Here is a 15,833-nt window from a genome sequence, read left to right on the forward strand (position 1 = left end):
TCTATGCCCAAAAACCAACGCACCCTCAAGACAGAAGCAAATTCTAGCAGAAGATTTGAGGGCGGTGTCAAATTGAGGAAGAACGGCAAAGGTCTTTTCTAGGATAGAGTGCGCTCGACTTTAAGTGACCTGAACGCGATCGCCCTGCCATCTGCTGTAATGCCATCTGCTGTAATGTGATTAGCTGCAATGCTTCTGTGATGCGATGCAGAAGCACTGGATCGTGATCCGATCGCAATGTGATCTGCTGCAATGCTTCTGTGATGCGATGCAGAGGCATTGGATCGCATCACAGAAGCATTGTCGTCTGTTGCATAGACATTGTGACCAGATGCAATTGGATTGTCAGGGCAGTTAGTTTGAACGACAGACGATCGTTATCTTCTGGGTCGAAGATGATACCAATTTGAATTGGAACCAAGACAGCCCGGTACAGGCTTGGCATTGCCAAGCCCCTTCTGAGTGAGACTCTCCCCTTGGCAAAGCCGTCGTGGGGGCAAAATGTCCACAACATGAGCATTTCGCTCACTCGACTCTGGTAATGTCTCTGGTGTAAATCTTCTCAACAGCTCCCGTTCATCCATCAAATCCCATCGTTTAGGAAAGATTCGTGGACTTTATCATCACAGCGGTTGAAGTCGGTGCACTGATTGTTGCATTCACGCTTCTCAATGCTTTAGTGAAAGCCAGCTTTAAGATTTTAGCCAGAACTTGGCTTCAGAGATTTTCTAGACAGCTCGAAGCCCAGCAGCAGAATATTAGCTTGCTGCTGCTGCTGCTGGGCGTGGGATCATGCTTGCTGCTGGTTAGCGTCAATTCGGTGTTGATCTACCAGGGCAAGAGTGTTGAGGCGTTTCAACTCGGTCTGATTCAGAGTATCCCGTCCCAGTTTTGGACAATGCTGTGGGTGGCGATCGCCAAAAGTGTGATGCTGCTGCTGTTGGTCAAGTTCACGGTGCCGCTGATGCATCGGCTGCTGGACTGGGTTTGCCGTCTGGCTCAAAACTACGATCGGATTGTGGCGAACGACGAGGGCGTTGAGGCGTTTTTCAGCTATCTCAAGGTCATCCTGACGCGCAGTATCTGGATTTTGGCGGGTATCTTTTGTACGCAGTTTCTGTACCTGCCTGAGGTCATTCCTAAGTACCTTTTGATTGCGCTCAAAGCCTATGTGGCTATTGCCGTGGGGCGACTTTTGATTAAGGCGATCGCGGCGCTAGTCGATACGGTGGATGCCCTCAGCCTTCAGCATTCGCATCCTGATAATTTACTGCGACACTATGAGCGGTTTCGCCACCTGATTCCTGTCCTCAAAAAGTGTTTGGAATATATTCTCTATGTGGGTATTGCCACGCTGATCATTCACGATATTGACTTCATCGCCTGGATTGCCGGATTTGCCGATGAGATCATTGCCATTATTGCTCTTTACTTTGCCAGCGGCATTTTGATTGAGCTGGTCAATGTCGTTCTAGAGGATTTGGTTTTAAGAACAGAACATTTAACCGACCTCCAGCGGCAGCGCCGATTGACAATCATTCCGTTATTCAAAAGTTTTCTAAAATACGCAACGTACTTCTCAGCCGCGCTGATTGTACTGAGGCTGGTGCAACTTGATCCGACTCCGCTGCTAGCGGGTGCAGGCTTGGCAAGTCTGGTGATTGGCTTTGGGGCACAAAATCTGATTAATGATATTGTTTGTGGATTTTTCATTCTGTTTGAAAACTACTACTTAGTCGGTGACTATATTGAGGCGGGAAAAATGGAGGAACGATCGGTAGAAGGGGTGGTGGAGGCGATCGAACTGAGAACGACTCAAATTCGTCATCCTGATGGTCAGCTCCAGATTATTCGCAATGGGGAAATTGGCTCGATTGTGAATTACTCGAAGCAATATACTTATGCAAAACTAGATGTGCCTGTCCGGGATTCTTCTAATCTAGAGCGGGTGTATCGCCTGATTGAGCAAGTTGGGCAGCAGCTCAAGGCGGAGTATCCGGATGTTTTGGAACCTACGCAGGTGGATGGGCTAGAAAACTTTGGTGAACATAATTTGGTGCTGCGTACCCTAACGAAGGTAAAACCGGGGAAACACCTGAATATTCAGCGCCTTCTCCGCAGCCGATTAAAAACTGCTTTTGACCAAGGGCTTGCTACTGAGTCGATCGAGCCGATTCGTTGAATAGAGTGCGGTAGTGGGTTAACGATCGGGCTGGTTTGAACGATCGCTCTGCAGACAGGTTTCTTCGGGGTCGAAGATGACAAAGATCGGCTAGAGGAAACCCGAACGAAAGCGGTTAAGTCTGAACTGCGCCTTGAAAAACTGCGATCGCGGCGGCAGCAAATTCTAGAGTCATTGGAATCTTGGCGAGAAACTTTGCAGGAATGAGGGAGTGGGGCTGAACGTGCTGCATTCGCCCCCCAACCCCCCAATTCTGGGGGGCTTCCGGAATTCAAAGTCCCCCAGAATTGGGGGATTTAGGGGGCTACACCTCTGTCTACCCACAGGCAAATTTAGCCCCACCCCTTACTGAAGCTGTTGCTGCACCGCCTGGAGCAATGCCTCAACCTGTGCCGCATTAGGAGATCGCAGATGTTGCAGAATCTCAAAGGCTTCCTGAAGATAGGGCAGCGCCAGAGATGGATTGCTTTGCTGGTTTGCTAAGTGTCCTAGCCACCATAGCGTCATGGCTTTGCCATGCACGTGACCAATTTTTTCCTCGATTTCTAGCGATTCCTTGAAGAGTTCGATCGCTTCCTTCACTTGACCCTGTTGGGCGTAAATGCCTGCCATACAGTGCAACGACGCGGCTTTGCCTTGCACATTGCCAATCGATTCTTCGAGCGCTAAGGACTGTTGGTAGAGCGCGATCGCTTCCTCTACTTGACCCTGTTGGGCGTAAATGCCTGCCATACAGTGCAACGACGCGGCTTTGCCTTGCACATTGCCAATCGATTCATCGAGCGCTAAGGACTGTTGGTAGAGTTCGATCGCTTCCTCTACTTGACCCTGTTGGGCGTAAATGCCTGCCATCTGATGCAACGACGCGGCTTTGCCTTTCACATCGCCGATCGATTCATCGAGCGCTAAGGACTGTTGGTAGAGTTCGGTCGCTTCCTCTACTTGACCCTGTTGGGCGTAAATGTCTGCGATTTGGTGCAACGATGCGGCTTTGCCTTGCACATTGCCGATCGATTCATAGAGCGCTAAGGACTGTTGGTAGAGAGCGATCGCTTCCTTCACTTGTCCCTGTTGGGTGTAAATGATAGCCATACAGTGTAACGAAGCTGCTTTGCCTTTCACATTGCCGATCGATTCATAGAGCGCTAAGGACTCTTGGTGGAGGCCGATTGCTTCATTCACTTGACCCTGTTGGGCGTAAACGATAGCAATCTGGTGCAACGACGCGGCTTTGCCTTGCACATCGCCGATCGATTCTTTGAGCGCTAAGGATTGTTGGTAGAGGGCGATCGCTTCCTTCACTTGTCCCTGCTGGGCGTAAATGCCTGCTGAGTTATGAAGGATTGCAAACTTTTCTTTTTGATCCGCTTCTGAGCAAGTGGCAAGCGCTTTTTGATAATTCTCCAATGCAGACGCAACTGCCCCTAGCGTTGCTTGCGATCGCGCCAAGCTGTGATGAATCCGGTAGTCCGCCGTTAATGCCACTGTCTTTTCACCCAGCGCCACGGCTTCTCGAAAGCGGCTCTGGCTATGCCAGCGATGCCCTAATGTTGCGCCCAGTTCGGCGGCAATTTCTCCATTCCTTGCCAGCATTGCCAGTCGATGCACTTCCAGATCTTGGGCTTCTGTCGCGTTCGCGCATTGCCTCCAGCACTCATACAGGGTTTGTGCTGCCAACTCATACAGCGGCTCAGCCTCCTGCGGCAGCGACAGCGGCAAAATCCGGGGAACGCGCAGGGTTTGATCGGGGCTGACCTCCAGCAGACCCAGGGCAATGGCACGATCGATCCACTCCCCTCCAGCAGTCACGCTGGCAAAGGCGGCGGGCGGCACGGGCAGGTCAAACACCAGTCCTCGTGACAGCACGGTGCGGAGTTCATCAGGAATCTGCTGCAATAGCCGCGCTTCGATTACCTGCTGTCGTAGCTCGGTGGGGTTAGCGGCAAGTTGCTTTAGGGTGGCGGCGCGATCGGTCTGGGGCTGAGGCTGCACCCGGTCGTTTAGCGTTTCCAACAGACGCGGATTGCCGTCCGCCAGCAGTTTTGCTTGAGCTTGCCAGTTTAGGATCACCTCTATCTCGGCGGCGGCGGTATCGGACTGTCGGGGCGGCGGCTGCAATGCCGACAGCCGATCACACTTTTTTTGCAGATCCGCTCCTTGCAGCCCATCCAACGGCTGCCGCACCATGCCTTGCAACGGATGAATGTCGAAATCGTAGCGGCTCGTCAGAATCAGCCGATGGCGCGGATCGGTTGCCTGAATTGCCAGAACAGCGCCTTTAACACTTCGGCAGCGGGCGATTTCAGAATATAGCCTGTCCCCTCTGCCTCCAGGTTTTGCTCAAAATCATCCAGCACCAGCAAAAACGCTGCTGCCCCCTGCTCTGCCAACTGCTGGAACACTCCCCGCAGGCGAAAAGGCAACTCCTCTTCTGGATCTTGCAATCGCAGCCGCAGCGATCGATCGTCCAGCATCTTCGCCAGTTCATTTACCAACTTCGCCGGATCAATCCGTCCTTGCCACACCCGCCGCTGAAACTGGGGCAGGCGATCGCACAGTCGCGCCGCTACGCTGCTTTTGCCCAGCCCACCCATACCGTGGATGAGGACGGCGATCGTCTCTGGGTCAGTCGTGAGCGCCCGCAGACAGCGCTGCAACGGTCGTCGCCGCCCCACAAAGCTTTCCCGCATCGGCACCCTAATTTTACGGGTGAGCGGATCAAGAAACTCGGTCGCCATCGAAGGCTTGGGAGCAGGTTTCCATCCCAGTGTATTAGAGGGCTTGACCAATGCTCCCGGCAGCGTTTTCGCCGCATAGAGCCGCAGCAGATGCCAGTCTCGCGCCTCTTGCTCAATTAACGCCTGATAGGTCAGCGCCACTGCATCCGCTAGCGATTTGCCCCGCGTCAAAGCCTCATACAGCGCCGCCGCCGCTGAGGTAGCATTGGTATCTAAAACCTTTTGCCCCCAGCCCAGCACCGCAGTTGCCCCATGCTGCAACAGCGTTTCTGCCATCGAGGGCACTGCCCCCTGCTCTGCCGCTTGCCCCGTCCGACAGCCTGACAAAAACACCAGCGGAGGCAAGGGAGGCTGTAGGGTGCTAGCGATCTCCCTGGCGCTGGCATAGTATGCCTCTCCGGTGGCAGTTTCGGTAATAAAGCGCGGCTGTCCCTCCCAAAGGGTGGCGTGCCCCGTCAGATGCACCCCATCAAAGAAACCCTGACCTTGGCGATCGGCCAGATAACCCAACTCCTCCAGACAGCCGCTCTCTTCCACCGTCAACCCAATGCCAGTCCGGGCGGCAGCTCGCAAAATCTGGGCTTCCTCCTGCTCATAGTTCAGCACCGGAGTCACCGACTGCGGCGAGGTTGCCATAAACAGCAGATTCAAAGCCCGGTTTTGCGGCTGCGATTGGATTGTCAGCCGAGTCACCTGATCCGACGCAGCCCAGCGCAACGGCACTACCGCAGGCAGTCTCTGCACCAAAAACTGCGCCCCATCATGCAGCACCTCCCAAGGCAAATGCGCCAGCCGTCCGGCAACGGCGATCGCCAGCACCACCCCCTCGCCTAGAGACTCCCCCAGCTTTTGCACCAGCCAGCGATCGCGACCATCCAGCCAGCGAAACAGATGCCGTCCCGTCGTCGCCAGATCCGCCTGAAGTCTAGGCGAGACGTAATACCCCTCCTCTGCCTGCCGGATCAGGGTGGCAATATCCCCCAGCGCCAGCGATCGGCTGTCATACGCATTCGGGTTCTCCCCAAACGATCGCAGCTCCACCGCATCCCCACTGATCTCCTTCAGGTCAAAATGCAGAATTCGCATTCAGGTTAGCTCCGCCACCCAGAATTTTAGATTAAGCGTCCAGAATTTCTTGAATTTGCTCAATTGTGGCATTTTCCAACAGCAACCGCTGCCCGTTGCGTCCCACAATCAAGACTTTCTCAATCTTCTTCCCCGACTGGCTGCGGCGATACTCCTGATACCACTTGCGAATCTGCTCCGCGATCGCCATCGTGCCGCCCACAATGCCCACGATCGTCGCAATCACCGCCAGCGTTCCCTCCCGCTGCGCCTCTTCCTCAGTCTCCCAGCTACCCTCAACCCCCGGAATCGCCAGCAGTTCCTCTGTAGCGGCGATCGCATCGATCCCCTGCACTTCCACCAAAATCTCAGCCATAGCTTGCTCACTGCAACAGTGATCTCACTCTAAAGGCAAACCCACCCGCAGCAAATGCGCCAAGTCACAGTGACACGCAGCCCCTCCACGCCTACTGTCACCCGCTACATTGCCAATGCAGCCAATCACATTACTTCTGCAACAGCTCACAGTCTCAATGCAAGCCATCGCCATCTTAATGCAAGCGATCGCAGTGGCAATGTAGCGGCATACAGTTTTAACGCAGACGATCGCATTGGCAATGTAAGCCCTGCTTACGGCAATGTAGGCGATCGCAGTGTTAATGGGGGCGATTGCATGGCTACGGGGGCGCTCAAGCCCAAGGGCATTCAGCCAAACAGAATGAAGGCATACAATAGAGACTAAATCTTGCAACCGCGAAGCAGGCAATGAATACTCCAGATAGTCCCCCAATGGATGATGGGTCGTCAACAGATTTGGTCTCTGTAGCAGAGTTGCAGAACCATCTGAATGATTTACTCAAACAGCTATCGCCTGAGCGATTACAGGTACTTGCTGATTTTGCAGCCTACTTGGCAAATGCTGAAAGCGAAACCGCAACCCAAGAACTTTTGGCAATTCCTGGATTGCTACAGCGAGTTAAGCACAATCAAGCCACCCTTAAAGCTCAGTACAGCAATTGGAGAACGCTTCGCTCCGATGTATGAAGTTCTTCTCCATCCTGATGCCCAAGAGATTTACATCAATGCCGACAATGCCTTAGCGAAGAAAATTGCTCGATGTTTCCAGCAGCGCTCTCATCGTGATTCTCCGGCTTGCAGTGGGCACATTAAATCAGCAACTTTACGCACTGCACACTAAGTTTGTCTTATGCCTACACAAAACACCAGTCGTCGCCTTACCCCGACCGTCATCAACCAGGATGTCGATTCCCTCAACGGCTTAAAAACGATCGAGGGATACAGTACCCGACGCACCAACGCCACTCCCGATGCCATGCAGACTGCCTATCAGGAGATGCTGGCACAACAGCAGATCGAAACCGAAAAACTGGCGCTCTATCGTGCCGCCTCCGATGCTGCTCGGTTAGCCGAATGGGAATTTCACAACTCGATCCTAGCCATGAAAGAAGTCGTTAAAGGACAGTTTGGCTCTGACAGCAATGAAGCGCAGTCTGTCGGACTAAAAAAGAAAAGCGATCGCAAACGACCCAGCCGCCCCAAAGGGATGGCGATCGTCAGTTAAGCATATTTTTAGGATAGGTTAGGCGATCGCCTAACCTATCTGTTTTGGTTGATGCATTATGGTTTCGCCTAGCCTACTGTCTTACTACGGTCGATTGAGAGGACAGTGGTGCTATTGGAGCGGTTACACAGCTTGAGTAACCTCCGTATTCTTTCCTGCTTTCTTCAGAAACCAAATGCCCTAAGCAAACGGGCGACAGCTATACTTCTACAGGTGCCGCAGCCTGCTCAGCCGCTTGGCCCTTACGCTTTTTCCGCAGTGCTGCAAGACCCATGCCGATTAGACCAGGGAGGACAGCAGGGGTGGGGATAGCAGGGGAATTGGCAGATGCAAACGCCAGGTCGTCTGCGCTGAAAAGGTCATCGGTAGGGATTCCCTGTGTTTCAGTGCTGAAGGTGATCGTGGAGAAGGAACTTGTGCCGATGATGCCCAAGAAACCAGTCCCTGGTGCCCCCAATATGCTGCGAAAGCTGGCGGTCTGGTTGCCTGTGCCGTCAAAATTCCCTGTAATTGTGACACCCTCAGCAGTAGCTGTGCTGAACCAATCTGCGCCAAAGCCGACAATCGCTTGAGGAAACGTCCAAGTGATGGAGTCGAAGATTGAGCTATTATCTCCTTGTCCATCACTATCACCGTTATATCTTCCGGCAATGCTGATGGAATCCGTGTCACCTACTGTATTAAGGAAAGAACCTGTGCCATTACCTGTGCTGACGACACCGCTGTCAAAGGTAATGGTGCGGGCGTTGGGAATATTATTGCTAAAAGTATCGGTAGTAACGACCGCTCCCCCAAGCGCAGTCTCCCAAAGTGATCGATCGGTATAAACATTAAATGCTTGTGCTGACTGCAAGCTACCCATGCCCAATCCGATCGCCGCTGCACCAACTACAGCCGCACCAATAGTTTTTACATCAAACATTACAAAATCTCCTTACATCTTGATGAATAGAACGTAAGGTAGATGCAAGGCTAGTTATACATCCAATCAAACAGGGATTACACGGAGAATGCAAGAGCCTTCATGGTTTCTTCAAAGCATCCTAACGGTCTCTTACTGATCCTGTTTTTCAGAGACGATCGCACAGTCGGCAAGCATTGGGTCGGGAGGCAACAGCGCCACCACATGGGGAACAGGACGCGGCTCGTAGCTCATCATCGACTTGCCCTCAAAAGCAAGCGAAGCGCTGGCTCCCGAATCGAGCATAACCGCATCGCGCAATCCGGCTCGACTCAAGGCTTCGCCCAGAGAAACGGAATCCACAAAATCTCCTGACACGCCCACCACAGGCTGACCTGCATAGTTGATGCCCCAGAAAGCGCGATCGCGGGAAGCATCAAAGTCAAAGAGTCTGCCAAAAGCTTCAGGGGGCTGGGGCTGTCCGTCCCTCACCAGCCATGCCGCTCCCACAAAGGCATCTGTCACCTTGGGCATCTCTGCCTGAACGCCTTCCAAGGTGTTGTGCTTGGCAGGGTCAAATGGCACAAAGCTCACTTGATCCGGGCTAATCAAAATCAGCGGTCGCCCAACCAACAAGCCCACCTCTTGCCGAATACTAGGAATAAACTCCTGGGTGCTTTGGCTCAGCACAGGGCCCACCATGACATTGGAATCTAGGCTCTCCAAGGAGAAAAAACCGCCATCCACAGCCGCAACGGCTGGAGTATTGGCAATAATTTCTGGTACCTGATAGCGACTCTTGGCGTGAATCGTCGTCGGTCTACCGCCAGCCACCATAATCAGCGGCACCTCGTTAACCGTGCGGCGATCGAGCTTAATCGCCGATCTGAAATTCAGTGAATTGCCGAAGGGGGGCAGAGGCGCACCGCCATAGGCAGACGCAATCACATCTGCCAGCTTAGACTGACCGATGCGATCGACGCTCAGCAGATTTTCTGACTCTCCAGCAAACTTATCCACCTCATCATTCATCGTTAGCGCAGCTTTGTAGCCCGTCATCTGCACCCAATGCTGCACCCGCGCATCATTTTTGCCAGAAGGATAGACAAAATATTTGAGGGTCATGCCCAGATTTGTCTCTAAGATGCGCTTAGACTCAGCCACCTCATAGCGAAGGCGATCGTCTGCCAGCTGGGTCATATCCTCTGGGTGGGTGACGCTGTGGGAGGCGATCGTCACCAGCGGATCGGCTGCCATTTCCCGAATCTGATCCCAGGTGAGGCTCGACCTGCCGACATCGCTGCCTGTCCCTACTTTCCCCGGATAAATGGCGAATAGACCCGGATACCCATACTGCTTTAGCAAAGGATAGACAAAGCTATAGTGACCCTCATAGCCATCGTCAAAAGTGAGCAAAATCGGCTTATCGGGGAGCTGCATTCCAGTACCCAGATGTTGCGTCAACTGATCCAAGCTAATCGGCGTTAAGCCATTCACGCGAATCAGCTCTAGAGCCTCCGTAAACTCTGAAGGCGTAACATCAAAAAAGACTTCTTTCTCCGGCAAAATATCGTGATACATCATCACGGGTACTCTTGCAAGCCTCGCCATGCCGTTGATCTGGGGAAAAGGCACCGGAAACTGAGCGGCTAGAGCAGGACTCAATTTGTTCAGCAACTCACCCATGTTAGAAGTCTGGGCAAGCGGCATTTGATCAGACGATCGCACCGTCGTAAACTGAGTGTTTGGAAGGCAGGTTTTGACCTCGGTTGGGCTGCCTACGGCTGGGCTGCCTATGGCTGGGCTGCCTAACTCGGCTGGGGCACCTAGCTCGGTCGAATGTAGAGGCATCTTAGCCCAAGTGACTTGAAGCAAGACGATCGCCGAAAAAAGCCCAAGTCTCATACCGTTTTTTCTCCAGGTACGCCCATGAAGTAAGCGCTGAGTAAATAGATGGAAACGTTGGGAAGCAGGGCGATTCTGAGACACTAGACGACGCATCCACTGGGGCAACTTCATGAGGATAGGCTCTACGAGAGTACCGCTGATAGATGTAGCGGATTTTGGGCAAATTGTCAGGTCGCGCAGACTACATTACGGGCAGTAGATTACAGGCAATATGTGCAACGCAGGCAACAATATGTGCAACATATCTGTCCATATGAGATCTATCTCTAGATTTATTTTTAGTGCAGCCTAGGCGACAAGGCTTAACAGATTAGCATAAACCTAGCTGAGCGATCGCAAAATTTCCTTAATTTTGTTGCGCTGCTGGCGATCGAATGAAGAAGGGAAGCTAAGCTCTACTGAAACGCGCAACGTGTCTTCGATTTCATTGATCTGAGGTTGCTGGGTTGAACTTGATCCCAAAACATCAATGCTCTCCACTCGAACTAAGAGACTCTGCGGGTCAGAACTGTACGGCAGCACATCGCCAGATCTTGACTCAATTACCGGATCAATTAAGAGTGCCAGTATGGGCTTGCTGTATTGCAATTCATCAAGCTGCAAGGCTGGAATACCGCTCAGCTCTACCCGCAGATCGTGCATTCCCCACTCAATCACTTTTACGGTATAAGACTCCTCTCCCCATTCTTCCCAAAAGAGTTTCGCGGTTGTTCTAACCTGCTTTCTCACTTTCATCCCATCAGCAGGTTTTAGATCTCGGAAGGCTCGTCGCAGACTGGTCGCAATGAAGCGCAGCGATTGAAAAGGCTTGTCGGTTTCAGTGCGGTGCTGGGCGTACCATTCCCGGACATCAGAAAATAAAACAACTGTTAAATCATCAAGCTGAGTCCGGCTGGGGTTGAGAAAATCAATGGCAAGCACGACTTGCAGTTTGTCTGTTGCATTGGCGCGTACCACCCTTGCGTCAAGCAATGCCCGCGCCCCAAAATCGCCGACTAGCTCGACACGCACCTCATCTGGAATATTGGGCCAATCGTCTAGTAAGATTTGCGCGCCTGATTCGCTGATGTCGATTGTTTCCCCAATCAACTGGCTATCGTCGCTGTGAATAATAGCCTTGAGATGGCGGGGTAGCCGATGGGCGCGGCGGAGCTGAGGCTGTTCAAAAGCAGCCAGACAAGCCGCAGAAACTAGCAGTAAATTGAACAAACACCAAAGGGCATTGATCAGCACCGCCTGGGTTTCTAGCGGACTAATAATTAGCCAAAAGGGAACTGCGATGAGAGAAGCTCCGGTAATAGCGCCGACTAGCACTAGATATCGCATCGATTCCAAGTCAAAACTGCGCTCAGTGACGACTAATCCCTTGTCGGTAACATTAAAAGTGCCAAGCTTGGGATTAAGCAGCGCCAGAACTGTGACAATTCCTGCTTGAAATGACATCGCAAACTCATATATCTCGTTCCAAAATGAGAATCGAACTCGCTTGTAGGGGATATGATTCGTTTGCATCGATAGGATAATATGGGGTAAAGCATAGGCAAGAGTTTCTAAGCCCAACCCCTTGACTGGATTAATCCCAAACAGCAGAAACATGGCGGGAGCGATCGCATACATCAAGCGCGGGAATCCAAAAAAGAAGTGGGACGTAGCGCTAAAGTAGCAAACGCGCTGAGATAGCCTGAGCTTCAGCTTGAGATTAAACAAAGGATTTTCGAGACGCAAGATTTGCGCCATGCCGCGCGCCCAGCGCACCTGCTGACCCACATAAGAGGAGAACTTTTCGGGAGCCAATCCTGCCACCATGATCTTGTCATAGTAAACCGTTTCATAGCCCTTAGAATGGAGCTTTAAGGAAGTGTGGCAGTCCTCAGTAACAGTTTCAGTTGCGATACCGCCTATGGCAATGAGATGCGATCGCCTGACTACGGCTGCCGACCCGCAGAAAAAAGCGGAATTCCAGGCATCGTTACCGCGTTGCAGCACTTTATAAAACAGCTCATTGCCGACCGGAACCCGACCTTGAGTAAATAAATTTCGCTCAAACGGATCGGGATTATAGAACCAGTGGGGAGTCTGAACGAGAGAAACTTTGTCCTTGAGGAAAAAACCTACAGTTTCCTTCAAAAATCCGCGTACCGGAATATGATCGCAGTCTAGGATCAGCACCAGATCGCCATTGGTTTTCTGCAACGCCGTGTTGATGTTGCCTGCCTTGGCATGGTCATTATTGTCGCGGGTCAGCATCGTGCAGCCCAGCTCCTCGCACATCTGCTCAAGCTGAATACGGCGATCGCGGTATTTTTCTGCCCGCCCATCATCCAAGACATAGATCTGCTTTTTGTCCTCTGGATAGTCGATCGCCAATGCCCCCAACAAAGTCTTACGAACAATCTCAACTTCTTCGTTGTAAGTTGGAATATAGATATCGACCGTAGACCACTGGGCTACCGGAATTTCCTCCAGGGTGATGGATTTGCGATTGCGCATCTTCAACGTTTGGAAATAGGCGAGAATTAGGGTCATAACCCCATACATCTCCGCCATAAACAGCAGCATCGAGAATACTGTGTCAATCCATTCGTCAAAATTTAGCGTGTAGCTGGCGCGATAGAACAAATAGCGCAGCGTCATCATGATGCTGAGCGCCATCAGCAGCAGATGCAGCAGTTCGCTCCCACGACCTTCCGGCTGTCGCTCTTCGAGATGGAGAAATAATCGACCGAGGAGAATGACGATCGCCGCGACAATTCCCTGTTGCCAGATATTGGGACGCAGCGTCACCAACGGCAAGAAAAACAAAATCAGCGAAATGAGCAGAACGGCAACCTGCCCTTTGCTCAGCCATTTCAGCATTTGATCAAAGGCATGGGGCAGGCGATCGACCAACAGGCGGGTCAGCACATCGCTAAAACGCTGCTTGAACGATCGCGGCATTCGAGGGCGGGCGCGTGAAGTCGTTGAGGAACTAGCCATCTTTCTGCTCTTGCCCCGTGAATTTTTTCAAATAAAGCTGGGCAACTCCGTACAGCATTAGGGCAGCTGCAATCAGACCAGGAGCCAGAACAAACCAGTTGTTGCGCAGCATAATTAGCAGTCGCTCAAATTGGCTTGTGGTAGAAACCTCTCGCCGCGGAGACTGATGCAGAAACTCTAGATTAAAGTCCTGCTTAGCATCAGGCGATGGTTCAGAGAGATTGGGTTGATTGGCGCTAATGAGCACCGTGTCGCCCTCAAGCTGATAAAACAGCGGATCTTGACTAATCAAGTGGCTCACCTGATCCAGCCCTGTATCGGTTTGACCTGTTAATGCCAGCAGCACGCGATCGCTATTCCAGGGCGAAACAATTTCCTTCAGCACGCCTTCGCGATCGGGCAAGGTTTGTACGGCGCTTTGTCCGCGCTGTCGAGACAGCAGATTTTTCAGCGCGAATCCATCGGCTTCAAAAGCTTCGGGGAAGGGAAACTCTGCTTGAGTACCAATGCCGATCAGGTGGCTCGTTTTACGTTTTTCTGGAGTCAATTTGTCTGCTCGAAATGCCTCAAGCTGCAAAGCATCCGATCGGCTGAGTCGCCCCAGTCGAGCGCTGACTTCTAACATGAGCGCCACATCTTGAGGGCTGGGTTTTTGGGGAAGGACGATCGCCGTGCTGGATAAATCTTGGGGTGCCGCAAACGGAAAAGCTGACTGCATCAGCTTCAAGTCTGGCATTCGCGACAGGTGTTCCCGCTTGAGATCAAAGCTAGTATCCGCATGAATCGTACCCCAGAGCTGCTGATCGGTGACGCGGCTACAGGATCGGCGTTCACGCGGGTCGAGGCGGAAATTGATCTGCATCTTGGAATTAGGCTTGATGCGATCGGGCGTGATTTCAATTTTCATCGACTGCCGCATTGCCCCATCCGCAGAAGACAGCCGACTGCCTGCCAAAGGCACACCGTCAATCTGCACTTCTACTAGGGAAGTTAGCGGGTTAACCTGAGCGCCATAGCTGTAGTTGAGGGTCATAGAGCTACCTGGCACAAACAGATCATCTGGCAGCGCACGAAAATCAACCTCCAAGGCAGGCGCATGGGAGCCGCGCACCGAAACATCTTTATAGGGCTGACGATCGTAGGTCTGCAAATCCCTGAGCTGGAAGCGATTTTCTACAGGCAAATATCCCGACCACTGACGGAGCGGCGGCGATGGCACAGGTGCAACTTCGCTGACAACAATTACATTTCCAGTCCCAATCTGGCGATCGGGCGTTTGCACCAAAAACTGCACTGCCTTTGCGACGCCATCTGCTCCGTTGCCCGTCGCCACCAGGACAGGCGTGCGATTCTCATCTGCCGTGGTTAGCATCAGCAACCCCACATTCTTAGGAAACGGCTGCTGCTTGCCATCCAAAATTTGCTTGTCCTTGAGCGACAGCGGCAGCTTCAGGGATTTCAGGGCGGGCTGGCTCTCCGGCGTGCCGATAATAATCAGCGGTTGGCTAGGCTTCACCTGATCGATATCGCTAATCAGGCGGGTTTCCATATCCCGGTAGACCGCCACTCGACCTAGCGCCGCCTGAAAACGCGAGGCGGTGGTCAGCCAGGTTTCATCGATCGTCTGCGGCTGGAGATAGTCTACCTGATTGGCTTCCAGGCTGAGTGTGTCAAAAATAGGATAGGGATAGCGGCTGAAATCCATGGCGATCGGCTGCGGCTGGAAGTCAAACACCAGTTTGGAGTCTGGCAATACCTCAGTCCAAAGCGACGGATCGTAGGGATCTTGCGTACAGGTGGGGGAGTTGTTTTGCAGGGCGGCGATCGTGATTTCGTTGTAGTCCTGAATCAGATCGGGCGAGACATCAAACACTGCCGTGCCGATTTTTGTCTCAGGTTGGTTTAACGGAACACTACCAATGCTCGTGCCGTTGATCAATACCGTCAGATTTGATCGGCTGGCATAGAGCGCAGGCGAATGGCGATAGCGCAAAGACATCTTTACCGTCTGAGGCTTCCAGTTACGCGGACGGGTAAACCGCAATCGCGCCTCGTCATAGATGCTTTCTAGCCGGAGTCGGTTGCCGACTAGCGGACTCCGATTGAGTTCCAGCACATATTTGCCGTTGGCAGGTACCGCCACAGTGGGTGTTGCAGGGAGTGGACTCGGCAACGCGAACGAGCTGTTCGATAGATTGGGCCTTGATAGATTAGGTGAGGGTAGATTGGGCGAGGATAGATTGGGTGAGGATGGCTCTACAGAATTTTTAGGAAAAGTTTCGATCGCCGCCGGAGGATCAGTCTGCGCCCGGACAACGGACATTACGCCGCCAAGACTAATACTGCAACTCAAGAAAATTAAGAACAGGAACGATCGCCATTTATTACTGTAGGTGCGCTTAGATTTCACCTTAGGAGATGCAGATTGGAATAGCGAATGGAAAGGATTTTTCATGGGGTGATGAAATGCACGCGAGGGCT

At 52.4% G+C, this 15,833-nt stretch carries 12 protein-coding genes; 4 read left to right on the plus strand and 8 right to left on the minus strand.

The genetic code is table 11. The features are described 5' to 3' along the window. Positions 1-67 precede the first annotated feature (67 nt). Positions 68-280: a hypothetical protein gene (locus tag AC5JMP_RS03180; RefSeq protein ID WP_495849975.1), complete on the minus strand. Its 213-nt coding sequence runs from the start codon at positions 278-280 to the stop codon at positions 68-70. A 330-nt stretch (positions 281-610) separates the two neighbouring features. Between AC5JMP_RS03180 and AC5JMP_RS03185 the strand changes: the two genes are divergently transcribed. Then, positions 611-2,182, plus strand: coding sequence for a mechanosensitive ion channel family protein (locus AC5JMP_RS03185; protein ID WP_495849976.1), 1,572 nt, complete (start codon positions 611-613; stop codon positions 2,180-2,182). A 345-nt stretch (positions 2,183-2,527) separates the two neighbouring features. Here the strand turns inward: AC5JMP_RS03185 and AC5JMP_RS03190 are convergent, their stop codons facing one another. From AC5JMP_RS03190 to AC5JMP_RS03200, 3 genes are read right to left on the minus strand one after another with little or no spacing between them, the layout of a single operon-like run. Further along, entirely contained in the window at positions 2,528-4,369 is a 1,842-nt protein-coding gene (locus AC5JMP_RS03190) for a tetratricopeptide repeat protein (RefSeq protein ID WP_495849977.1), read from the minus strand. Between the two features lie 44 nt (positions 4,370-4,413). Next, positions 4,414-6,006: an ATP-binding protein gene (locus tag AC5JMP_RS03195; RefSeq protein ID WP_495849978.1), complete on the minus strand. Its 1,593-nt coding sequence runs from the start codon at positions 6,004-6,006 to the stop codon at positions 4,414-4,416. 31 nt (positions 6,007-6,037) lie between these two features. Next, positions 6,038-6,361: a hypothetical protein gene (locus tag AC5JMP_RS03200; RefSeq protein WP_495849979.1), complete on the minus strand. Its 324-nt coding sequence runs from the start codon at positions 6,359-6,361 to the stop codon at positions 6,038-6,040. Positions 6,362-6,415: 54 nt separating this feature from the next. Between AC5JMP_RS03200 and AC5JMP_RS03205 the strand changes: the two genes are divergently transcribed. The 3 genes from AC5JMP_RS03205 (at position 6,416) to AC5JMP_RS03215 (ending at position 7,567) form a co-directional block, all read left to right on the plus strand. Continuing rightward, positions 6,416-6,727, plus strand: coding sequence for a hypothetical protein (locus tag AC5JMP_RS03205; protein WP_495849980.1), 312 nt, complete (start codon positions 6,416-6,418; stop codon positions 6,725-6,727). Between the two features lie 23 nt (positions 6,728-6,750). Then, positions 6,751-7,029 carry a hypothetical protein gene (locus AC5JMP_RS03210; protein ID WP_495849981.1) on the plus strand — a complete coding sequence of 93 codons (279 nt, stop codon included), beginning with the start codon at positions 6,751-6,753 and terminating at the stop codon, positions 7,027-7,029. 163 nt (positions 7,030-7,192) lie between these two features. Beyond that, positions 7,193-7,567 carry a hypothetical protein gene (locus AC5JMP_RS03215; protein WP_495849982.1) on the plus strand — a complete coding sequence of 125 codons (375 nt, stop codon included), beginning with the start codon at positions 7,193-7,195 and terminating at the stop codon, positions 7,565-7,567. A gap of 199 nt (positions 7,568-7,766) precedes the next feature. Here AC5JMP_RS03215 and AC5JMP_RS03220 read toward each other — a convergent pair whose 3' ends face one another. From AC5JMP_RS03220 to AC5JMP_RS03235, 4 genes are all read right to left on the minus strand, one after another. Continuing rightward, positions 7,767-8,489, minus strand: a complete 723-nt coding sequence (locus AC5JMP_RS03220; protein WP_495849983.1) for a PTPA-CTERM sorting domain-containing protein — start codon at positions 8,487-8,489, stop codon at positions 7,767-7,769. 132 nt (positions 8,490-8,621) lie between these two features. Beyond that, on the minus strand, positions 8,622-10,373 hold the full coding sequence (locus AC5JMP_RS03225) for a polysaccharide deacetylase family protein (RefSeq protein WP_495849984.1): 1,752 nt from the start codon (positions 10,371-10,373) through the stop codon (positions 8,622-8,624). Positions 10,374-10,697: 324 nt separating this feature from the next. Then, positions 10,698-13,352, minus strand: coding sequence for a UDP-forming cellulose synthase catalytic subunit (gene bcsA / locus AC5JMP_RS03230; RefSeq protein ID WP_495849985.1), 2,655 nt, complete (start codon positions 13,350-13,352; stop codon positions 10,698-10,700). Continuing rightward, positions 13,345-15,807 carry a cellulose biosynthesis cyclic di-GMP-binding regulatory protein BcsB gene (locus AC5JMP_RS03235; RefSeq protein ID WP_495849986.1) on the minus strand — a complete coding sequence of 821 codons (2,463 nt, stop codon included), beginning with the start codon at positions 15,805-15,807 and terminating at the stop codon, positions 13,345-13,347. The genes bcsA and AC5JMP_RS03235 overlap by 8 nt, the downstream gene beginning before the upstream one ends. Positions 15,808-15,833: the final 26 nt, after the last annotated feature.

The sequence above is a fragment of the Drouetiella sp. genome (assembly GCF_059504425.1).